This is a genomic window from Pseudomonas sp. GW821-FHT09C08 (assembly GCF_059418125.1).
Window position 1 is genome coordinate 576,784 of the sequence record NZ_JBWKPG010000003.1, and the last position, 22,258, is coordinate 599,041.

Annotated in this window: 19 protein-coding genes; 10 read left to right on the forward strand and 9 right to left on the reverse strand. The window is 61.7% G+C overall.

Going from position 1 to position 22,258, the window contains the following annotated elements; genetic code table 11:
- Window positions 1–130: 130 nt before the first annotated feature.
- Window positions 131–1,321, reverse strand: coding sequence for a methionine adenosyltransferase (gene metK / locus AC07OJ_RS13730; protein ID WP_495006445.1), 1,191 nt, complete (start codon window positions 1,319–1,321; stop codon window positions 131–133).
- A 19-nt stretch (window positions 1,322–1,340) separates the two neighbouring features.
- A complete protein-coding gene (locus tag AC07OJ_RS13735; RefSeq protein ID WP_120450271.1) occupies window positions 1,341–2,336 on the reverse strand; it encodes an ArsR/SmtB family transcription factor in 996 nt (331 codons plus the stop codon).
- A gap of 259 nt (window positions 2,337–2,595) precedes the next feature.
- Between AC07OJ_RS13735 and tkt the strand changes: the two genes are divergently transcribed.
- The 6 genes from tkt to fba all read left to right on the forward strand — a co-directional run bounded on the left by tkt (window position 2,596) and on the right by fba (window position 8,912).
- On the forward strand, window positions 2,596–4,593 hold the full coding sequence (tkt, locus tag AC07OJ_RS13740) for a transketolase (protein ID WP_106802419.1): 1,998 nt from the start codon (window positions 2,596–2,598) through the stop codon (window positions 4,591–4,593).
- Window positions 4,594–4,760: 167 nt separating this feature from the next.
- Window positions 4,761–5,816 carry an erythrose-4-phosphate dehydrogenase gene (epd, locus tag AC07OJ_RS13745; protein ID WP_495094659.1) on the forward strand — a complete coding sequence of 352 codons (1,056 nt, stop codon included), beginning with the start codon at window positions 4,761–4,763 and terminating at the stop codon, window positions 5,814–5,816.
- Between the two features lie 17 nt (window positions 5,817–5,833).
- Complete coding sequence (locus AC07OJ_RS13750) at window positions 5,834–6,997, forward strand: phosphoglycerate kinase (RefSeq protein ID WP_025857657.1); 1,164 nt, start codon at window positions 5,834–5,836, stop codon at window positions 6,995–6,997.
- Between the two features lie 29 nt (window positions 6,998–7,026).
- Window positions 7,027–7,254, forward strand: a complete 228-nt coding sequence (locus tag AC07OJ_RS13755; protein WP_495094660.1) for a hypothetical protein — start codon at window positions 7,027–7,029, stop codon at window positions 7,252–7,254.
- Between the two features lie 62 nt (window positions 7,255–7,316).
- A complete protein-coding gene (locus AC07OJ_RS13760) occupies window positions 7,317–7,649 on the forward strand; it encodes an MliC family protein (protein WP_106802423.1) in 333 nt (110 codons plus the stop codon).
- A 198-nt stretch (window positions 7,650–7,847) separates the two neighbouring features.
- Window positions 7,848–8,912, forward strand: a complete 1,065-nt coding sequence (gene fba, locus AC07OJ_RS13765; RefSeq protein ID WP_003177554.1) for a class II fructose-bisphosphate aldolase — start codon at window positions 7,848–7,850, stop codon at window positions 8,910–8,912.
- A 182-nt stretch (window positions 8,913–9,094) separates the two neighbouring features.
- On the opposite strand, the gene AC07OJ_RS13770 is transcribed toward fba, so the two are convergent.
- Complete coding sequence (locus AC07OJ_RS13770) at window positions 9,095–9,760, reverse strand: polysaccharide lyase family 7 protein (protein WP_106802425.1); 666 nt, start codon at window positions 9,758–9,760, stop codon at window positions 9,095–9,097.
- 312 nt (window positions 9,761–10,072) lie between these two features.
- Between AC07OJ_RS13770 and AC07OJ_RS13775 the strand changes: the two genes are divergently transcribed.
- From AC07OJ_RS13775 to AC07OJ_RS13785, 3 genes are read left to right on the forward strand one after another with little or no spacing between them, the layout of a single operon-like run.
- Entirely contained in the window at window positions 10,073–12,178 is a 2,106-nt protein-coding gene (locus AC07OJ_RS13775; RefSeq protein WP_213554453.1) for an EAL domain-containing protein, read from the forward strand.
- A gap of 43 nt (window positions 12,179–12,221) precedes the next feature.
- Complete coding sequence (locus AC07OJ_RS13780) at window positions 12,222–12,722, forward strand: M48 metallopeptidase family protein (protein WP_010207148.1); 501 nt, start codon at window positions 12,222–12,224, stop codon at window positions 12,720–12,722.
- A 19-nt stretch (window positions 12,723–12,741) separates the two neighbouring features.
- Entirely contained in the window at window positions 12,742–13,038 is a 297-nt protein-coding gene (locus AC07OJ_RS13785) for a winged helix-turn-helix domain-containing protein (protein WP_065904835.1), read from the forward strand.
- A 168-nt stretch (window positions 13,039–13,206) separates the two neighbouring features.
- Here AC07OJ_RS13785 and AC07OJ_RS13790 read toward each other — a convergent pair whose 3' ends face one another.
- Complete coding sequence (locus tag AC07OJ_RS13790) at window positions 13,207–13,659, reverse strand: GNAT family N-acetyltransferase (protein WP_065904833.1); 453 nt, start codon at window positions 13,657–13,659, stop codon at window positions 13,207–13,209.
- A 192-nt stretch (window positions 13,660–13,851) separates the two neighbouring features.
- Here AC07OJ_RS13790 and AC07OJ_RS13795 point away from each other — a divergent pair, with 192 nt between their 5' ends.
- On the forward strand, window positions 13,852–14,589 hold the full coding sequence (locus tag AC07OJ_RS13795) for a substrate-binding periplasmic protein (protein WP_495094661.1): 738 nt from the start codon (window positions 13,852–13,854) through the stop codon (window positions 14,587–14,589).
- Between the two features lie 51 nt (window positions 14,590–14,640).
- On the opposite strand, the gene yccS is transcribed toward AC07OJ_RS13795, so the two are convergent.
- The 5 genes from yccS to AC07OJ_RS13820 form a co-directional block, all read right to left on the reverse strand.
- A complete protein-coding gene (yccS, locus tag AC07OJ_RS13800) occupies window positions 14,641–16,824 on the reverse strand; it encodes a YccS family putative transporter (protein WP_065904826.1) in 2,184 nt (727 codons plus the stop codon).
- A 202-nt stretch (window positions 16,825–17,026) separates the two neighbouring features.
- Window positions 17,027–18,205: a BaiN/RdsA family NAD(P)/FAD-dependent oxidoreductase gene (locus AC07OJ_RS13805; protein ID WP_106802427.1), complete on the reverse strand. Its 1,179-nt coding sequence runs from the start codon at window positions 18,203–18,205 to the stop codon at window positions 17,027–17,029.
- A 160-nt stretch (window positions 18,206–18,365) separates the two neighbouring features.
- A complete protein-coding gene (dbpA, locus tag AC07OJ_RS13810; protein WP_232005461.1) occupies window positions 18,366–19,703 on the reverse strand; it encodes an ATP-dependent RNA helicase DbpA in 1,338 nt (445 codons plus the stop codon).
- 177 nt (window positions 19,704–19,880) lie between these two features.
- Window positions 19,881–21,308, reverse strand: a complete 1,428-nt coding sequence (gene mdtD / locus AC07OJ_RS13815) for a multidrug transporter subunit MdtD (RefSeq protein ID WP_065904823.1) — start codon at window positions 21,306–21,308, stop codon at window positions 19,881–19,883.
- Between the two features lie 36 nt (window positions 21,309–21,344).
- On the reverse strand, window positions 21,345–22,235 hold the full coding sequence (locus AC07OJ_RS13820; RefSeq protein WP_495094662.1) for an alpha/beta fold hydrolase: 891 nt from the start codon (window positions 22,233–22,235) through the stop codon (window positions 21,345–21,347).
- Window positions 22,236–22,258 lie beyond the last annotated feature (23 nt).

A 22,258-nucleotide genomic window follows, 5' to 3' on the forward strand; every position in this document is an offset into this window, starting at 1 on the left:
GGGCGCGGATTCTAGAGGGCCATTATTTGGCCTGCAAGCTTTGGATCCAAAAAATGTGAGGGTGATCCCGCAGGCAATAAAAAAGCCCCGCCGGGGGTAAACCCGGCGAGGCTTTATATGCCGTGAGCGATTACAGGCCGGCGGCGGTGCGCAGGTCGTCGGCGCGATCGGTCTTTTCCCAGGTGAAGGTGGTGAAGGTGTCGTCGCCGACAGTCTTCTGCGCAGGGGTACGACCGAAGTGGCCGTAGGCTGCGGTTTCCTGGTACATCGGGTGCAGCAGGTCGAGCATGGTGGTGATCGCGTAAGGGCGCAGGTCGAAGATCTCGCGCACCAGCTTGACGATCTTGTCGTCGCTGATCTTGCCGGTACCGAAGGTATTCAGCGAGATCGACGTCGGCTGGGCCACGCCGATGGCGTAGGACACTTGTATCTCGCAGCGCTCGGCCAGGCCCGCGGCGACAATGTTCTTGGCCACGTAGCGACCGGCGTAAGCCGCCGAACGGTCAACCTTGGACGGGTCTTTGCCGGAGAACGCGCCACCGCCGTGACGGGCCATGCCGCCGTAGCTGTCGACGATGATCTTGCGACCGGTCAGGCCGCAGTCGCCCACCGGGCCACCAATGATGAACTGGCCAGTCGGGTTGATGTGGAACTGGGTGTCCTTGGACAGCAGTTCGGCCGGCAGCACGTGCTTGACGATCAGCTCCATCACGCCTTCACGCAGATCAGCGTAGGAAACGTCCGGGTTGTGCTGGGTCGACAGTACAACGGCGTCGATGCCGACGACTTTGCCGCCTTCGTAGCGGCAGGTCACCTGGGACTTGGCGTCCGGGCGCAGCCAAGGCAGCAGGCCGTTCTTGCGGGCTTCAGCCTGGCGTTGCACCAGCTGGTGCGAGAAGGTGATCGGCGCTGGCATCAGCACGTCGGTTTCGTTGCTGGCGTAGCCGAACATCAGGCCCTGGTCGCCGGCGCCCTGATCTTCAGGCTTGGCACGGTCGACACCCTGGTTGATGTCAGGCGATTGCTTGCCAATGATGTTCATCACGCCGCAGGTCGCGCCGTCGAAGCCGACGTCGGAGCTGGTGTAGCCGATGTCGGTGATCACATCACGAACGATCTGCTCCAGGTCAACCCAGGCGGTAGTCGTTACTTCGCCAGCGATGATCGCTACACCGGTTTTCACCAGAGTCTCGCACGCCACACGGGCGAACTTGTCTTCAGCAATGATGGCGTCCAGCACCGCATCAGAAATCTGGTCGGCGATTTTGTCCGGATGCCCTTCAGACACGGACTCGGAGGTGAAAAGGGAGTATTCGCTCATCTCGATGTTTTCCTGATATTTACCGATGGTGAGTGTCGCCAGCCGGCCGCTGGAAATGGCGGACCTGGATCTGGAAACCATTACGTAAACCTACATAGAGGCTTTCCCCGGGAACGAGTCCCGCAGCGGTGGCCCAACGGGCCAGATCGTCCTGTTCAAAACCCAACCAGAGATCACCGCAGGCCTCCCTGGCCCAATTCTGGTTGTGGCTGCATAAATCTGTGACCAGCAGGCTACCGCCGGGTTGCAGCAACTTCGCCATCTGCTTGAGGGCGTCTGCGGGGGCAGCGAAATGGTGCAGCACCATATTCAGCACCACGCAGTCGGCCTGCAGATTGTTGTGATTGAGCGCATCCGCCAACTGCAGGCGCACGTTGCCCAATGCTTCACGCTCGCAGAGCTGGCGTGCCAGTTCGAGCATGGCCGGGCTGTTGTCCAGCGCCGTGACCTGCTGGAAACGCCGCGCCAGTTCTGGCAGGAAACCGCCATCGCCAGGGCCCACTTCGAGTGCCGTGGCCTCATCACTGAAGCTCAGCTTGTCCAGCAGCGCCAGTACGCTGTCGCGGTATTGCGGCAAACCTGCGATCAGGTCCTGCTGGGCGCGAAACTTCTCGGCAACCCGGGTGAAAAAATCCTGGCTGGCGGCGGCGCGCTGACCGTGGACCTGACCGATGCGCGACTGCACGTCGCTGGGCAGGGCCAGGCTGTCGAGTTCTTCGAGCAGGGCGGCGTGCAGCTTGCCGCCGAGCAACTCGGTGTGGGGCAGGGCGCGACGGTAGAAAATCGCATTGCCTTCGCGGCGGGTGGCCACCAGGTCGGCCTGGGCCAGGACCTTCAAATGGTGGCTCATGCCGGACTGGCCGATGGCGAAGATCTGCGCCAGTTCGAGTACGCCGAACGAATCGTTGGCCAGTGCGCGCAATACGTTCAGGCGCAACGGGTCGCCAGCGGCCTTGCACAAGGCTGCCAGGTCATCGCCGTCGTCAGGACGCAGGGAGGGCACGGGTAGATTCATAAGGCCAGCAGTCTAGTGACGAGGTGAAGACCTCGCAAGGCCAATATCAAAAAGTTTTGATATTGAACGATAAGTGGCAGTTATAAGCAGCCGCTATAACCTTTAGACGAACCGGTCGGTCTTTTCTGCAAGCGATTGCCGCGCAAAGCACAGGAAAAACACCCACAAGTGACTATCTGTCATTGCCCGCAGGCGGTGGCTGAGGGAAAATGCCGGTCCTTTTTTCCGTTTCTTTTATTCAAACCCCAGGAGATCAGCGATGCCCAGCCGTCGTGAGCGTGCCAACGCCATTCGTGCCCTCAGCATGGATGCCGTGCAAAAAGCCAACAGCGGCCATCCCGGTGCCCCGATGGGCATGGCGGATATCGCCGAGGTACTTTGGCGTGACTACCTGAAACACAACCCGAGCAACCCGTCGTTCGCCGACCGTGACCGCTTCGTGCTGTCCAACGGCCACGGCTCGATGCTGATCTATTCGCTGCTGCACCTGACCGGCTACGACGTCACCATCGATGACCTCAAGAGCTTCCGCCAGCTGCACAGCCGCACCCCGGGCCACCCGGAGTTCGGCTACACCCCAGGCGTCGAGACCACCACCGGTCCCCTGGGCCAAGGCCTGGCCAACGCCGTTGGTTTCGCGCTGGCCGAAAAAGTCCTGGGCGCGCAGTTCAACCGCCCTGGCCACAACATCGTCGACCACCATACCTACGTGTTCCTGGGTGATGGCTGCATGATGGAAGGCATTTCCCACGAAGTCGCGTCCCTCGCCGGCACCCTGGGCCTGGGCAAGCTGATCGCCTTCTACGATGACAACGGCATCTCCATCGACGGCGAAGTCGAAGGCTGGTTCACCGATGACACGCCCAAGCGTTTCGAAGCCTACAACTGGCAGGTGATCCGCAACGTGGATGGCCACGATCCGGAAGAGATCAAGACCGCCATCGACACCGCGCGCAAGAGCGAGCAACCCACCCTGATCTGCTGCAAGACCACCATCGGTTTCGGCTCGCCGAACAAGCAGGGTAAAGAAGACTGCCACGGCGCCCCACTGGGTGACGCGGAAATCGCCCTGACCCGCGAAGCGCTGAAGTGGAACCACGGCCCGTTCGAAATCCCGGCCGACATCTACGCCGAGTGGAGCGCCAAGGAAAAAGGCCTGGCGACCGAAGCCGAGTGGGACCAGCGTTTCGCGGCCTACTCCGCCGAATTCCCTGAGTTGGCCAACGAACTGGTACGCCGCCTGGCCGGTGACCTGCCTGCGGACTTCTCGGAAAAAGCCTCGGCCTACATCGCCGAAGTTGCGGCCAAGGGCGAGACCATCGCCAGCCGTAAAGCCAGCCAGAACACCCTGAACGCCTTTGGCCCGCTGCTGCCTGAGATTCTCGGCGGCTCGGCTGACCTGGCCGGTTCCAACCTGACCCTGTGGAAAGGCTGCAAAGGTGTCTCGGCCGAAGACGCCAGCGGCAACTACATGTACTACGGCGTGCGCGAGTTCGGCATGAGCGCCATCATGAACGGCGTGTCCCTGCACGGCGGCCTGGTGCCTTACGGCGCGACCTTCCTGATGTTCATGGAATATGCGCGCAACGCCGTGCGCATGGCCGCACTGATGAAGAAGCGCGTGATCCACGTGTACACCCACGACTCCATCGGCCTGGGCGAAGACGGCCCGACGCACCAGCCGGTCGAGCAGTTGACCAGCCTGCGCACCACGCCGAACCTGGACACCTGGCGTCCAGCCGACGCGGTCGAATCCGCAGTGGCCTGGAAACACGCGATCGAGCGTAAGGACGGCCCTTCGGCGCTGATCTTCTCGCGTCAGAACCTGCAGCACCAGGCGCGTACCGACGCGCAGATCGCCGACATCAGCCGTGGCGGTTATGTGCTCAAGGACTGCGTCGGCGAGCCGGAGCTGATCCTGATCTCCACCGGTTCCGAAGTCGGCCTGACCGTCCAGGCCTACGACAAGCTGACCGAGCAAGGCCGCAACGTGCGCGTTGTGTCCATGCCGTGCACCAGCGTGTTCGAAGCCCAGGACGCCGGCTACAAGCAATCGGTATTGCCACTGCAGGTCAGCGCGCGTATCGCCATCGAAGCGGCTCACGCCGACTACTGGTACAAGTACGTGGGCCTGGAAGGCCGCGTGATCGGCATGACCACCTACGGTGAGTCGGCGCCGGCGCCAGCGTTGTTCGAAGAGTTCGGCTTCACCCTGGAAAATATCCTGGGCCAAGCTGAAGAGCTGCTGGAAGACTAAGGCTGTAGATTGAGGTGGCTGTACTGACGCCTTCGCGAGCAAGCCCGCTCCCACATTAGATCGGGTTCACATGGTTGCAATTGTGAACCCATTCCAAATGTGGGAGCGGGCTTGCTCGCGAAGGCAGTCTGGCAGACACCCCATTACCCAAGGTAATCGAGAACCCCATGCCCCAACCGCGTCCTTACAAAGTTGCACTCAACGGCTACGGCCGCATTGGTCGTTGCGTCTTGCGTGCTCTGTTCGAGCGAGGGGCGGCGACCGGGTTTGAGATTGTTGCTATCAACGATTTGGCCGACATGGCCAGCATCGAATACCTGACACGCTTTGACTCCACTCACGGCCGCTTCCCCGGCGAAGTGCGTGTGGAAGGCGATTGTCTGCATATCAATGGCGACTGCGTAAAAGTATTACGCAGTGCCACCCCCGAGGGCATCGACTGGGCGGCGCTGGGCGTCGACCTGGTGTTGGAATGCTCCGGTGCCTACCACACCCGTGCCGATGGCCAGCGTTTCCTCGACGCCGGCGCACCGCGTGTGCTGTTTTCCCAGCCGATGGCCAGCGAGGCGGATGTCGACGCCACCATCGTCTACGGCATCAACCAGGATTGCCTGACCGGCAACGAGTTGCTGGTCTCCAACGCGTCCTGCACCACCAATTGCAGCGTGCCGCTGTTGCGCCTGCTGGATCAGGCGATTGGCCTGGATTACGTGTCGATCACCACGATTCACTCGGCGATGAACGACCAGCCGGTGATCGATGCCTATCACCACGAAGACCTGCGTCGCACGCGCTCGGCGTTCCAGTCAGTGATTCCGGTGTCCACCGGCCTGGCTCGCGGTATCGAGCGACTGTTGCCGGAACTTGCCGGGCGAATTCAGGCCAAAGCCGTACGGGTGCCGACGGTGAACGTGTCCTGCCTGGACATCACCATGCAAACCGTCAGCGATACCGACGCGACGGAGGTCAACCGGATCCTGCGCGACGCCGCCACCAGCGGCCCGCTCAAAGGCCTGCTGGCCTACACCGAGTTGCCCCACGCCAGTTGTGATTTCAACCATGACCCGCATTCGGCCATTGTCGATGCCAGCCAGACCCGCGTTTCCGGCCCGAGGCTGGTGAACATCCTGGCCTGGTTCGACAACGAATGGGGCTTTGCCAACCGAATGCTGGATGTTGCGGAACATTATCTGCACATCGCCTCTAAACAACCTCAACAGTAATTCAGGAACTGCGACCCATGACCGTGTTGAAGATGACCGACCTCGATCTGCAAGGTAAGCGCGTACTGATTCGCGAAGACCTCAACGTCCCAGTCAAGGACGGTGTTGTCACCAGCGATGCGCGAATCCTGGCCTCGCTGCCGACCATCAAGCTGGCCCTGGAAAAAGGCGCGGCCGTGATGGTCTGCTCGCACCTGGGTCGTCCGACCGAGGGTGAGTTCTCCGCCGAGAACAGCCTCAAGCCGGTAGCCGACTACCTGAGCAAGGCCTTGGGTCGCGACGTGCCACTGGTCGCTGATTACCTGGGTGGCGTCGACGTGAAGGCCGGCGACATCGTGCTGTTCGAAAACGTGCGCTTCAACAAAGGCGAGAAAAAGAACAGCGACGAACTGGCCCAGCAGTACGCTGCGCTGTGCGACGTGTTCGTCATGGACGCCTTCGGCACCGCCCACCGCGCCGAAGGTTCGACCCACGGCGTGGCCAAGTTCGCCAAGGTCGCCGCTGCAGGCCCACTGCTGGCCGCTGAACTGGATGCATTGGGCAAGGCCCTGGGCGCGCCAGCACAGCCAATGGCCGCCATCGTGGCCGGCTCCAAGGTCTCGACCAAGCTGGACGTGCTCAACAGCCTCAGCCAGATCTGCAACCAGTTGATCGTCGGCGGCGGCATTGCCAACACCTTCCTGGCCGCCGCCGGCCATCCGGTAGGCAAGTCGCTCTACGAGCCGGACCTGCTCGACACCGCCCGCGCCATCGCCGCCAAAGTCAGCGTGCCATTGCCGGTCGACGTGGTCGTGGCCAAGGAATTCGCTGAAAGCGCCGAAGCTACCGTCAAGCTGATTGCTGATGTGGCTGCCGACGACATGATCCTGGATATCGGCCCACAAACCGCGGCCAACTTCGCTGAACTGCTGAAAGCCTCGCAGACCATCCTGTGGAACGGCCCGGTCGGCGTGTTCGAGTTCGACCAGTTCGGTAACGGCACCAAAGTGCTGGCCAAGGCCATTGCTGAAAGCTCGGCGTTCTCCATTGCCGGTGGTGGCGACACCCTGGCCGCCATCGATAAATATGGCGTTGCTGACCAGATCTCCTACATTTCTACCGGTGGCGGCGCGTTCCTCGAGTTCGTCGAAGGCAAAGTCCTGCCGGCCGTTGAAGTGCTGGAAACCCGAGCCAAAGGCTGAGGCTCGTGATCCGGAAAAGGAGTATTCCCATGACCAAGCCGTTGGCATTGATGATCGCGGCGGGCCTGTTGGCCGGCTGCGGCAGCACGCCAAACAGTGTGCCGGAGGCCGATAAGCCTGCCCCGGCGCAGAAAAAGAGCTGTTATCAGGCGGACTGGCAGGCCGAGACCATGCCGGTGATCAACAAGCGCATCGGCAACGAGCGGCTGGAGAAATACGACGCCGCGCCCAACGGTCAGGAACAGGGTTGCCCTTGACGGGTCAGATCAACTAACCGACAGCAATGACGGCGCTTTGGGCCGTCGTTCGAGGATTGGCAATGAAAGGCGTTTTCGCCCTGGCAGCCCTGGCCCTTCTGGCCGGTTGCAGCAGCATGAACATGTTCAACAAGGCAGAGCCTGCCGATAAATGGACCACTTGGATTTGCGACAGCAAGGCCGAAGTGAACTGGCGCTTTGCCAACCAGGCCCGCAACGAGGTGGATGTTCGCCTCGGTGGTTCGGACCAGGTTTATCGCCTTAAACAGGACGTTGCCGCCTCGGGCGTGCTTTATAGCAACGACCAGTTGGCGTTCCACACAAAAGGTGAGGAAGGCCTGGTTTACTGGGTCGCCACTGATGATTTGATCGGGCGCGGCTGCAAGGCCCAATAGTGAGATCACTGAAGATCAAATGTGGGAGCGGGCTTGCCCGCGAAAGCGGTGTTTCCGATTGGAATTTGAGTCCAGCTCATCAGCAATAACGATTCAGCCGGTCAGATGCACTCACCCTGACCTGCAATAACTTGAATAGCAGCCGCCGCTACGGCAGGCTTGCACGATTAACGACCCTCGACCGGGAGAGACAACACAATGGCACTTATCAGCATGCGTCAAATGCTGGACCACGCAGCCGAGTTCGGCTACGGCGTCCCAGCCTTTAACGTCAACAACCTTGAGCAGATGCGCGCCATCATGGAAGCCGCTGACAAGACAGACTCCCCGGTGATCGTCCAGGCTTCGGCCGGTGCGCGCAAATACGCCGGTGCCCCGTTCCTGCGTCACCTGATCCTCGCCGCGATCGAAGAATTCCCGCATATCCCGGTGTGCATGCACCAGGACCACGGTACCAGCCCGGACGTGTGCCAGCGTTCCATCCAGCTGGGCTTCAGCTCGGTGATGATGGACGGCTCCCTCGGTGAAGACGGCAAGACCCCGACCGACTACGAATACAACGTCCGCGTCACCCAACAAACCGTGGCCATGGCTCACGCCTGCGGCGTTTCGGTTGAAGGCGAGCTGGGCTGCCTGGGTTCCCTGGAAACCGGCATGGCCGGTGAAGAAGACGGCATCGGCGCCGAAGGCGTGCTGGATCACAGCCAGATGCTGACTGATCCGGAAGAAGCCGCCGACTTCGTCAAGAAGACCCAGGTTGATGCCCTGGCCATCGCCATCGGCACCAGCCACGGCGCCTACAAGTTCACCAAGCCGCCTACCGGCGACGTGCTGGCCATCGACCGCATCAAGGAAATCCACAAGCGCATCCCTAACACCCACCTGGTGATGCACGGCTCTTCCTCGGTTCCGCAAGAGTGGCTGGCGATCATCAACCAGTACGGCGGTGACATCAAAGAAACCTACGGCGTACCGGTTGAAGAAATCGTCGAGGGCATCAAGTACGGCGTGCGCAAGGTCAACATCGACACCGACCTGCGCCTGGCCTCCACCGGTGCGATGCGTCGCCTGATGGCCACCAACCCGAGCGAATTTGACCCACGCAAATTCTTCGGCGCTACCGTGACTGCGATGCGTGATGTGTGTATCGCTCGCTACGAAGCGTTCGGCACCGCCGGTAACGCTTCGAAGATCAAGCCGATCTCCCTGGAAGCGATGTACCAGCGTTACCTCAAGGGTGAGTTGAACGCCAAGGTGAACTAAGCCTCAAGCGTTAATAAAAAACCCGCAGAAATGCGGGTTTTTTTATGCGCGACGCTCAATGTGCAGGCGCCCCGCTTGCCGGCGATGGGGGGCTGAAGCCTGAGGACGACCCTGCGCACGCCATCGCCGGCAAGCCGGGCCACTACGGGCACGTGCTGAATGGGCTTGAGATGCGACGCCGCTCAGTCGTGATCAATATCCAACTTCGCAAACGTCACCCGCGCACCTTCCTTGCTGTTGCCACTGTTGTCCTGCACATACGCGCCGGCCTTGAAGTACAGCGGCTTGGCACCCCATGCTGCGCCGATGCGCTCGTTCCACTCACCGTCGGCGGCATACACACTCAGCAGCCCGGCCTTGTTCAGGTTGATGACGTAGGTGAAGGTTTTCTCCAGCGGCACATTCGAGGCGACGATGATCACCCGGCCTTCGTCCTCGTCCGGGCGCATGCGCACTTTGGCGACGATGTTGCCGGTCTGGGTTTTTTCCTTGAATTGATACTCCAGCTTGATCAGCGGTTTCTGGCTGTCATAGGCGTGAATCTGGCCGATGACGATCTTGCCGCTGGAGGGCACCTGGTTGACGGCCAGGGTGGCGCGCAGGAAATTGTCGGCGTCGGGGTAGGTCCAGTTGCGCAAGCGGCCGTCTGCGTAGGTTTCGCGCAGTTCGCTGCGCGGGTACACGGCGTTTTCGGTGCGGGTACCGGTGACGGGAGTCCAGAATTGCACGTTGCTGCCTTCGGCCTGGAAATATTGGTCCTTGAAGCCGCTAAGCAGTTTCGGGGTGTCGATGGTCGCGGGGGGCGAGCCAACGGGAATGCTCAGGTTCCAGGTAGAGAGGTCGATCATGGCGTAGGCCTTTTTACAGAGGGGTGTAGGCTATGGCCCTTAGGCCAGACAGGTTCTTTATAGGCCGTAGTCCTCCGCTTGTTAATTAATCGCTGGCAAATTATTGGCGCCAGAGGAATGCCAAAAAGCCATGTTTCCCATGAACCGTGGGCTGCAGGCACTGACCGTTAGTCGGCTTCCTGAGCTTTGGCGCAATGATGGCACTGAGGTTACTTCTGATTTTTCGGAACCGGGGCTAGAGTGAGGCCTCAGTGTTTGTCCGGGTTTTCTCCCAGAAGTGACCGGAGTGGGCTCCCAAGGAAGAGATGTAGCATGGAATGCGCTCCACACCACGGCGATAGCAGTTCGGTTCTTTTGGTGGTCGATGACTACCCGGAAAACCTGATCAGCATGCGCGCACTTTTGCAGCGGGAAGACTGGCAGGTAGTCACCGCCGGTTCCGGCCTGGAAGCCCTCGAGTTGCTGCTGGTACACGAAGTCGACCTGGTGCTGCTCGACGTGATGATGCCCGGCATGGACGGCTTTGAAGTCGCGCGCCTGATGCGCGGCAGCCAGCGCACCCGCATGACGCCGATCATCTTCCTGAGTGCCAATGCCCAATCCCCGGCTGCTGTGCTGGAAGGCTACGCCAGTGGCGCCATCGACTACCTGTTCAAACCCTTCGACCCGCATATCCTCAAGCCCAAGGTCCAGGCGTTGCTGGAGCACCAGCGTAACCGCCGGGCCTTGCAGCGCCTGAGTCATGACCTGGAATCGGCGCGCGCCTTCAACGCCTCGGTACTGGATAACGCCGCCGAAGGCATCCTGGTGGTGAGCGAAGGTGGGGTGATCGAATACGCCAACCCGGCGATCTCGCGCCTGCTCAATGCCACGATCCATGAGCTGCAGGGCCAGGAATTCCTCGGCTTCCTGCAAAAACCGCATGTCCCTACGTGGCTGGAGTCGCAGATGTATGCCGGGTTTCGCAAAGGCGAAACCTGGCGCCTGCACGACGCCATCCTGCGCACCGGCCGTGGCCAGCAAGTGCCGGTGGCGTTGTCGTGTGCGCCGTTGCCGACCGAACAGAAGGCCATGGTGGTGACCGTGCTGGACATGTCCGAGGTACGTCACCTGCATCAACAGTTGGAGTTCCAGGCGGTCACCGACCCGCTGACCGGCCTGCTGAACCGGCGCGGCTTCTACCAGACCGTCGAGAACACCTTGCTGCGCAGCGAGCGCGCGGAACATTGCCTGGTGCTGCTCTATCTGGACCTCGATGGCTTCAAACGGGTCAACGACTCCCTGGGTCATGACGCCGGCGACCGGGTGCTGCGCTGGGTCTCGGAGCAATTGCAGGGTTGCCTGCGCTCCGGTGACATTCTGGGCCGCATGGGTGGGGATGAATTTACCGCGTTGCTGGAGCTGGAATTCCCGGAGCAGGCGGCGAAGATTGCGGAAAAACTGATCGACCGGGTTTCGATTTGCCAGCAGGTGGATGGCCTGGATGTGATGCTGGGTGTAAGCATTGGTATCGCGATTTTTCCGGACTGTGGTTCGGACCTCAATGGCCTGCTGCGCGCTGCCGACATCGCCATGTACGAAGCCAAGCGTGCGGGGCGTCAGCAATATCGCTATTACGATCAGGAAATGAACGGCCGCGCGCGTTCGCGCCTGATGCTCGAAGACAGCGTGCGCACCGCCATACAAAACAAGGACTTCACCCTGGTGTATCAGCCTCAGGTGTCGCTGGCAGACGGACGTCTGCGCGGCGTCGAGGCGCTGTTGCGCTGGCAGCACCCGAGTGTCGGCGATGTGCCGCCGGGGTTGTTCCTGCCATTGTTGGAAGAGGCACGGCTGATCAGCCAATTGAGTGCCTGGATCTACCAGCAGGTCGCTGCCCAGCGCCAGGCGTGGCAAGCCACGTTCGACGATGAGCTGGTGTTGAGCGTGAGCCTGAGCAGCAGCCAGTTCAATATGCCCAACCTGGCCAACCAACTGCAGCAGGTACTCGAGCGACATGGGCTGCAGGCGCGGCAGCTGGAGGTGGAAATCGGCGAGGACTGCTTGATGAGCAACCTGGAAGAGTCCGCCAAACAGCTCAAGTTGCTGCGTCGGATCGGCGTGCGCATTGCCCTCGATGACTTTGGCGCCGGCCAGTGCTCCCTGGCCCACCTGCGCGACCTGGCGTTCGACACGCTCAAACTCGACCCGCAATTGGTCGCACGCCTGCCAGGCTCGGCACGCGATGCGGCGATGGCGCGCAGCATCATCGAACTGTGCGGGCATTTTGATGTGCTGGTGGTGGCCGAAGGCGTGGAGACCCCCGAGCAAGCCCACTGGCTCAAGACCAATGGTTGCGCGTTTATCCAGGGTTCCTGGGCGGCGCAGCCGTTGATGGCCGAAGAAGTGGTCGACTGGTCACGCACTCGCTTGCGCTGAATTCGTTACACTGGCGACCTTCCGAATTCTGTTGCCATACCCCATGACCGCGCTGAAATACCTCCAGGCCTACCCCGCAGCCCTTCAAGAGCAAGTGCGCCAATTGATCGCCAAGGACCAATTGGGCGCCTACCTGGAGCAGCGCTACCCCGAACGCCATGCCGTGCAGAGCGACAAGGCCCTGTACGCGTATGCCCTGGCCTTGAAACAGGAACACCTGCGCAACGCGCCGGCCATCGACAAGGTGCTGTTCGATAACCGACTGGACCTGACCCATCGCGCCCTCGGCCTGCACACCACGATTTCGCGGGTGCAGGGCGGCAACCTCAAGTCCAAGAAAGAGATTCGCATCGCCGCGCTGTTTAAAGAGGCCGCGCCGGAATTCCTGCGCATGATCGTGGTGCACGAGCTGGCACACTTCAAGGAATCGGACCACAACAAGGCGTTCTATAAACTCTGCGAATACATGATGCCCGGCTACCATCAGGTGGAATTCGACCTGCGGGTGTACCTCACGTATCGCGATCTGCAGGGCAAACCCTGACCGCACAAGGCGACCGACCATGGATGTGAGCAAGACCAAGAGCAGCTTCTACCGCCGCCTGTACGTGGCCTACCTGATCGACAGCGGCCAGGCCAGCAGCGTACCGGCCCTGACCGACGCCACCGGTATGCCCCGGCGCACCGCGCAGGACACGATTGCGGCGTTGGCGGACCTGGATATCGTGTGTGAGTTCGAGCAGGAAGACGGCGCCCGTAACCATGCCGGGCATTACCGGATTCGCGACTGGGGTGCGATTGATCGGCGGTGGATCGAGGCGAATCTGGCGTCGGTGAAGCAGGTGCTGGGGTATCCCTGAAGGTCGGTGGTGAGTGCGCTGGCGCCATCGCAGGCAAGCCAGCTCCCACAGAGATCGCGAGGGGCCAACCCCTATCGCCCATGCCGCCGCTTCGCTGAAGCTCGACTGGTTGCTCCCACCTTTTGGTGTGCACACGGTTAAAGGTGGGAGCTGCCTGCGATGAGGCCCTCAGTCGCGGCGCATGCCGATGTGTGGAATGTCATCTTCCAGATACTCCTCACCCGCCACCACAAAGCCATACTGCCCGTAATAGCCCTGCAGGTGCGCCTGGGCCGAGAGAAAAATCGGCGTCTCGGGCCAGATATCAGCGATTTGCTTGAGCGCCTCGGTCATCATCCGGTGCCCCAGCCCAGTGCCGCGCGCCACTGGTGCGACGATCACGCGGCCGATCACCACATCACCACCCTGGGACTCCGGGTCCAGCAGGCGCAGGTAGGCCACCAGTTCATTGTCCTGCCAGGCCATGAGGTGATGGGTGTCGCCCGACAAGTCCTGCCCGTCGAGGTCCTGGTAGATGCATTTCTGCTCGACGACAAACACTTCATTGCGCAGGCGCATGATGGCGTATAGCTGCTCTTTGCCCAGCTCGTCGTGATGTTTGCAGACCCAATCAACTGTCATGGTGTGTTCTCGCATAAGTGTCAGGTCTGGATAGTAAGCGCGGCGGGTGAGTCTGTCTAAATCAGCTATTTTTGTGAGTGAAATCAATTTGCCATCATTGAGTGCATTCGCTGCCCGTTTCTTTGTGTAATCTGAGCTACTGTTAGAACCTCAGGCACCGCCTGGAACAAGTGCCCGCCAAGGACTTTGAGCATGCTGCGATTCACTCGTGTCGTTGCTTTGATTGGAGTGGTGTTGCTGGCGACGCCTGCGTTCGCTCAGCGTCTGCGCCTGGTGGCGGATGCCTGGCCACCCTTTACCGATGCCACCTTGATCAACGGCGGGCTGGCCACCGACATTGTCAGCACGGCCCTGGCTCGCGCGGGCTACGCCAGCGATTTCGAACAGGTGCCCTGGGCCCGTGCGCTGATGGGCGTCGGCGATGGCCGCTATGACGTGCTGGTCAATGCCTGGTACGACGATGCCCGTACGAAACTGGGCCAGTTCTCCGGCGAATACCTGCTTAACCGTGTGCGCTTTATCAAACGCCACGACGACCCCATCGACTTCCAGACCCTTGAGCAACTGCACGACTACCCCGTCGCGGTGGTGCGCGGCTATGCCTATTCGGCGGCGTTCGATGCGGATGCACAGTTGCAGAAAGTCCCTGTGCATAACTTCGCCATGGCCGTGCGCATGCTCGCGGCGCAGCGGGTGCGGCTGACGGTGGAAGATGAATACGTGGCGCGCTATTACCTGGCGCGCGAATCGGCGCGGGTGCGCAATGCGGTGGAGTTTCTACCCAAGCCGCTGAGTGAAAACAGCCTGCATATTCTGGTCAGCCTGAAGAACCCGCAGCATGAGCAGATCGTTGCCAGCTTTGATCGGGAGATTGCCAAGATGAAGGTTGATGGCAGTTATGCGCGATTGATGCGGCAGCATGGGATGTAGCGTCCTCGGGGGCCCTATCGCCGGCAAGCCGGCGCCTACGGGGGTAGCGACCTAAGCCGCGCGGGTGTCTTTGATCAAATGCGCCGCCAAGGTGCGCAACGGCCCCAGCTGCCGGCAGATCAGCGCCAACTGCGTCTGCACCAACCGCTGGCCTTCATCGATCTCATCCGGCATCTGCTCCAGGTCCGCCGCCAGCGCTTCTTCGGCATCGCTCTGGATCGCGATCGGCTGCTTGTTCGCCAGCCCGGTGGCGATTTCATCAATGCTCGCCGCCAGGCTGTTACCGGCACCGTCGATCAAATGCTCGCGTACTTCGGCTGGCAGCTGGGTTTCGCGGTGCGCGCCCAGGCCCGACAAGTAGCTGAGCAAGGTGTGCGACAACACCAGGAAGCGGAAGCCCACATCGGCCTCCTTACGAAAGTGTCCTGGCTCCATCAGCATATTCGCCAGGGTGGTGGACAGGGCTGCGTCGGCGTTGTGCGCATTGCGCCGGGCCAGGCGGTAAGCGAGGTCGTCGCTCTTGCCGGCGGCGTACTGCTGCATGATCTGGCGCAGGTAGATGCTGTTGCAGGTCAGGGTGTTGGCCAGCACTTTGTTCAAGCGTCGGCCCTGCCAGTCCGGCAGGAACAGGAACACCGCCAGGCCGGCGATCAGGCTGCCGAGCAAGGTATCGAACAGGCGCGGCAGGAACAGCCCGTAGCCATCGCCCACCTGGTTGAAGCAGAACAGCACCATCAGGGTGATCGCCGCCGTGGCGAGGGTGTAGCGCGTGGTGCGGTTGATAAAGAACACCAGGCCGGCGGCGATGGCGAACATCGATTGCACCAGCGGGCTGGGGAACAGATCAAACAGTGCCCAGGCCACGGTCAGGCCGATGGCGGTGCCGATGATCCGCTGGCCGAGTTTGCGCCGGGTCGCGCCGTAGTTGGGCTGGCACACGAACAGGGTGGTGAGGATGATCCAGTAGCCTTGGGAGGCGTGGATCGCGTGGAGCATGCCGTAGCCGACGGTCAAGGCGAGGGCCAGGCGCAAGGCGTGGCGAAACAGCAGCGACGTCGGCGTGAGCTGGGTGCGCAGGCGCGTCCACATTTCCTTGAGGTTGCGCGGCGCACGGTCCAGCAGGTTGCTGTCGGTGGCGTCGGCCAGGGCGTCGGGGTTGCTGGCGTCGCCGAGCAGGCGGTCGAGGGTCGACAGGTTGGCCGCCAGGGCGCGCAACGAGCGCAGCAGGCCGCGCCAGGCCGGGTTGCTCTGGATGCGCAGGTGTTCCAGCGATGCATTCAGGTCGCCCAGGGCCTCGGCGAAGCTGTCGTCATAGATGAACGGCTGGCGCAGTTGGATCGACTCGGCCAGGGCCTGGCACGCCTTGCCTTGCTGGCGCAGCAGGCGCTGGCAGCGGAACAGCACATCGCTGTGGAAGAACGCCTCGGCCAGGGCGTTGTAGGGATAATGCGATGAGCTGGCGCGCTCGTGGATGTCCTGGGCCAGGAAATACAGCTTCAGGTAGCGACTGACCTTCGAGCCTGGGCGACCATTGCCCACACGGTGCAGGATGATTTCCTTCGCCGCATTCAGCGCCGCGACCACCCGGCCGTTCTGCTGGGCCAATTCCAGGCGGCGCGCTTCCACGTCCAGTTGGCGGATCGGTTCGAACAGGGATGACTTGAGCTTGAGGTAGCGCCCCAGTTCGCGGAACAGCCGCGCCAGGCTCTGCTGCACCGGCTGGTTGGAAAACAGCGCCTGCCACAGCACCGAAAGCACGCCATACCAGGCAGCCCCCGCCACCAGCAGCAGCGGTTCGTGCCAGAAATCGGAAACCGCGCCACCGCGCTGGTCCACGCCGATCATGGTGTAGACCGACAGGATCAGCGTCGCCGACGCAATCGCCCCGTAGCGCTCGCCGAGGGCGCCGAGCATGGTCAGGCAGAAACTGGCCAGCGCCAGGGCAATCGCGAAGATCCAGGGGTAGGGGAACAGCAACTCCACCGACAGCGCGGCAATGCTGAAACACACCAGCGTCACCGCCAGGGCATTCAGGCGGCCTTGCCAACTGTCGTCGGTCTCGGCCAGGGCGCTGGCGATAATCCCCAGGAACAGCGGGATCAGCAGCGTCATTTCATCCTGGTACCAGCACAGCGCCATGCTGCCGGTGAGGGCAATGAATACCCGAACGCTGTAACTGAATTTATCCAGCGCCCACAGGCGCCGCATGGACTGCTTGAACGAGGTCGATGACATGAAGGCTGGAGTCTTCCGGGACGATGCCGCTAAATTGAGCCATCAGTGACGTCACGGCAAGCGTAGCGATCACATCTCATTGCATATTTTTGCGTGCCACCCCAAAACGAATGTGGGAGCTGGCTTGCCTGCGATGGCGGCGGTGAATTCACCACCGCTATCGCAGGCACGCCAGCTCCCACAGTTTGACCGAGTACGCGCTTCAGGCGTACTGCGCGGCGGCGTAGCCGGATGCCCACGCCCACTGGAAATTGAACCCGCCCAGGTGACCGGTCACATCCAGCACTTCCCCAATGAAGTACAACCCCGGGCTTTTCAGCGACTCCATGGTTTTCGACGAGACTTCCCGCGTGTCCACCCCACCCAACGTCACCTCGGCGGTGCGATAGCCTTCGGTGCCCGCCGGCACCAGTTGCCAGCTCGCGAGTTTTTGCGCGATATCGGCCACTTCGGCGTGGGTGTATTGCTTCATGGGCTTGGACACGAACCAGGTTTCCGCCAGCAGGTTGGCCATCTTCTTGGTGAAGATCTCTCCCAGCAGGGTTTTCAACTCGCTGTTGGGACGCTCGACTTGTTGCTGTTGCAGCCAGCTGTGTGCGTCATGATCGGGCAGCAGGTTGATCTCCACCGTATCGCCAGACTCCCAGTACGAGGAAATCTGCAGGATCGCCGGGCCGCTCAGGCCACGGTGGGTAAACAGGAGGTTCTCGCGAAAGCTCTGGCCGTTGCAGCTGACCAGGCAATCCACCGAGGTGCCGGACAGCTCGCCGCACAATTCCTTGAGCTGGTCGGTGATGGTGAACGGCACCAGGCCCGCGCGGGTCGGCAGCAGCTCGTGACCGAACTGCTTGGCCACCTGATAACCAAAGCCGGTGGCGCCAAGTGTCGGAATCGACAGGCCGCCTGTGGCAATCACCAGGGACTCGCAGCGCAACTCACCCAGGGTGGTCTGCAGCTGATAGCCGTTGTCGAGCTTGGCGATTTCCTCGATGGAGGTATCCAGGTGCAGGCTCACGCCGGTCTGGATGCACTCATCCAAGAGCATGCCGAGGATGTCGCTGGACTTGTTGTCGCAGAACAGCTGGCCGAGTTTTTTCTCGTGGTATGGCACGCCGTGCTTGGCCACCAGCCCGATGAAATCCCACTGGGTATAGCGGGCCAGGGCGGATTTGCAGAAGTGTGCGTTGTGCGAGAGGAAGTTGGCCGGCTCGGTGTACATATTGGTGAAGTTGCAGCGGCCACCACCGGACATCAGGATCTTCTTGCCGGCCTTGTTCGCATGGTCGATCAACATCACCTTGCGCCCACGCCCGGCGGCGGTCAGTGCGCACATCAAGCCTGCGGCGCCGGCGCCAATGATCACAACTTCGGTCGAGCGCACAGCAATGTCCTCATACAAATTCTGGATTGGAATACAGTCAAATGTGGGAGCGGGCTTGCTCGCGAATGCGCAGTGTCAGCCACCGAATCTGTCGACTGATACACCGCATTCGCGAGCAAGCCCGCTCCCACATTTTTGATCTCGGTATTGCTTGAGATCTTTACAGGATCCGCACGCGCAGCGAACGGCCTTTGATCTTGCCGTCGTTCAAGCGCTGCAGCGCCTGCTTGGCGATTCCACGCTCCACGGCCACAAACGCCTGGAAGTCGAAGATCGCGATCTTGCCGACCTGCGCACCCGGGATGCCCGCTTCACCGGTCAAGGCGCCAAGGATGTCGCCCGGGCGAACCTTGTCCTTACGGCCGGCGGCGATGCACAGGGTGCTCATCTGCGGCAGCAGCGGGCCGCCGCTTTGTGGCTTGAGGTTGTCCAGCTGGTCCCAGTTCAGCGGCGATTTCTGCAGCTGCTCGATGGCCTGGGCGCGGTGCGCCTCGGACGGTGCTACCAGGCTGATGGCGATGCCGGTCTCACCCGCACGCCCGGTACGGCCGACGCGGTGGATGTGGATTTCCGAGTCACGGGCCAGCTCGACGTTGATCACCATGTCCAGCGAGTCAATGTCCAGGCCACGGGCGGCAACGTCGGTGGCGACCAGTACCGAGGTGCTGCGGTTGGCAAACATTGCCAGCACCTGGTCACGGTCGCGCTGCTCCAGGTCGCCATGCAGGCCGACGGCGGAAATGCCCTTGGCCGTCAGGTGATCCACGGTTTCCTGCACCTGCTGCTTGGTGAAGCAGAACGCCACGCAGGACGCCGGGCGGAAATGCGCCAGCACCTTGGTCACGGCGTCCATGCGTTCTTCCGGGGAAATCTCGTAGAAGCGCTGCTCGATCTGGTCGTCGGAGTGAAACGCCTCGGCCTTCACTTGCTGCGGCGCACGCATGAATTTCGATGCCAGTTGCTTGATGCTCACCGGGTAGGTGGCCGAGAACAGCAGGGTCTGGCGACGGGCCGGGGTCTTGCTGATGATGTCTTCGATGGCGTCGTAGAAACCCATGTCGAGCATGCGGTCAGCTTCATCGAGGATCAGCGTGTTCAAGCCGTCGAGTACCAGTGAGCCTTTGCGCAAGTGCTGCTGGATCCGGCCCGGGGTGCCGACGATGACGTGGGCGCCGTGTTCGAGTGAGGCGATCTGCGGGCCGAGGGACACGCCGCCGCACAGGGTCAGCACCTTGATGTTGTCTTCGGCGCGGGCCAGGCGGCGGATTTCCTTGGCGACCTGGTCGGCCAGCTCGCGGGTCGGGCACATCACCAGGGCCTGGCAGCCGAAGTAGCGCGGGTTGATCGGGTTCAACAGGCCGATGCCGAAGGCCGCGGTCTTGCCGCTGCCGGTCTTGGCCTGGGCGATCAGGTCCAGCCCCTTGAGGATCACCGGCAAGCTTTGCGCCTGGATCTGCGTCATCTCGACATAACCCAGCGAGTCGAGGTTAGCCAGCATGGCGGCGGAAAGCGGCAAAGTATTAAAAGCGGTGGCGATGGTAGTCACGGGACTGGCTCTGCAAAACAAAATGTTGCGCAGTGTAGCAGCCCCCCGTGGGTTTTTTCGCATGTTCCAGACAAGGGGGTGGGGGACAGCGGCAACTGATGAGCTGCAAGCGGCACGCTTGCAGCGGCTTCAATGCTCGATGTCGTGCTCGCGGCTGACCACGCGTTTGCCGTCTTTGGGCGACAGCTGCAGGAAGATCGCAGCGGCCAGCATCGCCATGATGCCCACGGTCAGGAAGGTCAGCTGGAAGGCGCCGAGCACACTGTCGACCCCGTCGTTGCCGGCTTCGGCGGTAAAGCCACCGAGCAGCGCGCCGGCACAGGCCACCCCTAGGCTCAGGGATAACTGCGCCACCACCGAGAGCAAACTGTTGCCGCTGCTGGCCTGGGCGTCGTCGAGGTCGATCAGGGTGACGGTGTTCATCGCGGTGAATTGCAGCGAGTTGATCGCGCCCAATATCGCCAGCATGCCCAGCAGCAGTGGGTAGGGCGTGTGTTCACTGACCAGGCCCATGCTCGCGAGCATGATGCCCAGGGCCAGGGTATTGCCGGTCAGCACCACGCGGTAACCCAGGCGTTCGATCAGCGGCCGGGCGATGGACTTGGCAAACATCGCCGCCGCCGCCAGCGGCAGCATGCTCATGCCGGCTTCGGACGGCGAGTAGCCCAGCGCTACCTGCAACAGCAACGGCACCAGGAACGGCAGGGCGCCGCTGCCCAGGCGCGCGAACAGGTTGCCGAGGATGCCCACGGCGAAGGTGCGGGTCTTGAACAGCACGGGCGAAAACAGCGGGTTCTCGATATGCCCGGCGCGCAGCCAGTACGCCGCCAGGCACGCCAGCCCGCCGAACAGCAGCAACATCACGCGCAGGTGCGGCAAGTGCAGTTCGCCCAGGCCCTCCATGGCGATAGTGATCAGCACCATCGCCGCGCCGAACAGCAGAAACCCGACGCCATCAAAGCGCGTGCGCTCGCTGCCGCGCAGGTCGGGAATGAATTTCCACACGGCGTAGCAACCGATCATGCCTACCGGCAGGTTGATCAGGAAGATCCAGTGCCAGGTCAGGTATTGCACCATCCAGCCGCCCATGGTCGGGCCAAGCAGCGGGCCAAGCAGGCCGGGGATGGTGATGAACCCCATGATGCGCACCAGCTCGGAGCGGGGGTAGGCGCGCAGCACCACGAGCCGGCCGACCGGCAGCATCAGCGCGCCACCCAGGCCCTGGATCACCCGCGCGCCGACCAGCATGGTCAGGCTGCTCGACAGTGCACACAACAATGAGCCGATGCTGAACAGCATGATCGCGCCGAAAAAGATGCGTTTGGTGCCGAAGCGGTCGGCGACCCAGCCCGACGCCGGGATCAGCAAGGCGACGGTGAGCATGTAGGCGATCACCACCCCTTGCATGCGCAGCGGGTTCTCTGCGAGGTCGCGGGCCATGGCCGGCAATGCCGTGTTCAGAATCGTCCCATCCAGCGATTGCATGAAGAAGGCAATCGCGACCACCCAGGGTAGCCAGCGGGCGGTCTTGGCATCGAGAGGGGCGCGATTCGGCATAGGTGACCTTTTTGTTAGCAGGCTATGTGTCGGCGATTATGCGCCATCCGTCGCTCCTTTTCCCACTGGCGGTTCGTCTAAATCCGACATCCTTGCATGCTCTCCCACCAGGAAATCCAGCAAGGCACGGTGCACCGCCTGGGCCGCCTCACGGGATTCCAGGTCAAGCAAATGGCCGGTGTGTTCCGCCACGGCAAAGCTGCTGCGCCCGACATACTGTTTGAATAACCGGGCTTCGGCGGCGGGGGTGTATTCGTCCAGCGTGCCGTTGATGAAGTGCACCGGCGTCTCGATGCGGGTGAGGGCCGGCAGGTAGTTGCCATCCCCCAGGGCGAGTACCTGATGGATATGAAAGCGCGCCTGGCGGTATTCGGTGGTGGCCATGTTCGACAGGTGACGATGGTTGTTGCGCTTGAGGCGCGGCGACAGGTACTTGCCCACCGTTTCGTTGAGCAAGTGGCCGACGGCGGATTTGTCATCGGCCTCGATCAGCACGCGCACGCGCTCCACATAATCGAGCATCGCCTGGTTGAGGTTGGGTGCCAGGGCCATCACCACCGAGCTCTCGATGGAGGGCGGGTTGTGCGCCAGGGTCAGCAATGTCGAGATGCCGCCCCAGGAAGCCGACACCAGGTGATTGACCTCGAAGCGTTCGACCAGGGCCCGCAGGATCTGCACCTCGTCGTCCTTGGTCACCAGGTCGAGGTCGGTGTTGTGTTCGCGCGAATAGCCGGAGAACGGCAGGTCGAACAGCAGCACATTGAAGTGCTCGGCCAGGCATTTGCTGGTCCGGGCAAAGGAGCGCGTGGTGGACAGCGCTCCATTGACCATCAGCACGGTGTTCTTTTCCGAATCGTTTCCCAGCTGCTCAACATGAACGTTGTAGTGCTTGAACAGCTTTTCAATGACAAAACTTCCATGGTTCATGTCAACGCTCCAGCTTGCCCAAT

What these genes read in the sequence shown, in the direction of transcription:
- fba (WP_003177554.1), top strand. Translation starts at nt 7,848, where the DNA reads ATGGCACTTATCAGCATGCGTCAAATGCTGGACCACGCAGCCGAGTTC.
- mdtD (WP_065904823.1), bottom strand. Translation starts at nt 21,308, where the DNA reads ATGCCGAATCGCGCCCCTCTCGATGCCAAGACCGCCCGCTGGCTACCC.
- AC07OJ_RS13820 (WP_495094662.1), bottom strand. Translation starts at nt 22,235, where the DNA reads ATGAACCATGGAAGTTTTGTCATTGAAAAGCTGTTCAAGCACTACAAC.
- AC07OJ_RS13770 (WP_106802425.1), bottom strand. Translation starts at nt 9,760, where the DNA reads ATGATCGACCTCTCTACCTGGAACCTGAGCATTCCCGTTGGCTCGCCC.
- yccS (WP_065904826.1), bottom strand. Translation starts at nt 16,824, where the DNA reads ATGTCATCGACCTCGTTCAAGCAGTCCATGCGGCGCCTGTGGGCGCTG.
- AC07OJ_RS13735 (WP_120450271.1), bottom strand. Translation starts at nt 2,336, where the DNA reads ATGAATCTACCCGTGCCCTCCCTGCGTCCTGACGACGGCGATGACCTG.
- AC07OJ_RS13750 (WP_025857657.1), top strand. Translation starts at nt 5,834, where the DNA reads ATGACCGTGTTGAAGATGACCGACCTCGATCTGCAAGGTAAGCGCGTA.
- AC07OJ_RS13775 (WP_213554453.1), top strand. Translation starts at nt 10,073, where the DNA reads ATGGAATGCGCTCCACACCACGGCGATAGCAGTTCGGTTCTTTTGGTG.
- AC07OJ_RS13760 (WP_106802423.1), top strand. Translation starts at nt 7,317, where the DNA reads ATGAAAGGCGTTTTCGCCCTGGCAGCCCTGGCCCTTCTGGCCGGTTGC.
- AC07OJ_RS13780 (WP_010207148.1), top strand. Translation starts at nt 12,222, where the DNA reads ATGACCGCGCTGAAATACCTCCAGGCCTACCCCGCAGCCCTTCAAGAG.
- AC07OJ_RS13795 (WP_495094661.1), top strand. Translation starts at nt 13,852, where the DNA reads ATGCTGCGATTCACTCGTGTCGTTGCTTTGATTGGAGTGGTGTTGCTG.
- AC07OJ_RS13755 (WP_495094660.1), top strand. Translation starts at nt 7,027, where the DNA reads ATGACCAAGCCGTTGGCATTGATGATCGCGGCGGGCCTGTTGGCCGGC.
- AC07OJ_RS13785 (WP_065904835.1), top strand. Translation starts at nt 12,742, where the DNA reads ATGGATGTGAGCAAGACCAAGAGCAGCTTCTACCGCCGCCTGTACGTG.
- metK (WP_495006445.1), bottom strand. Translation starts at nt 1,321, where the DNA reads ATGAGCGAATACTCCCTTTTCACCTCCGAGTCCGTGTCTGAAGGGCAT.
- dbpA (WP_232005461.1), bottom strand. Translation starts at nt 19,703, where the DNA reads ATGCTGGCTAACCTCGACTCGCTGGGTTATGTCGAGATGACGCAGATC.
- epd (WP_495094659.1), top strand. Translation starts at nt 4,761, where the DNA reads ATGCCCCAACCGCGTCCTTACAAAGTTGCACTCAACGGCTACGGCCGC.
- AC07OJ_RS13790 (WP_065904833.1), bottom strand. Translation starts at nt 13,659, where the DNA reads ATGACAGTTGATTGGGTCTGCAAACATCACGACGAGCTGGGCAAAGAG.
- tkt (WP_106802419.1), top strand. Translation starts at nt 2,596, where the DNA reads ATGCCCAGCCGTCGTGAGCGTGCCAACGCCATTCGTGCCCTCAGCATG.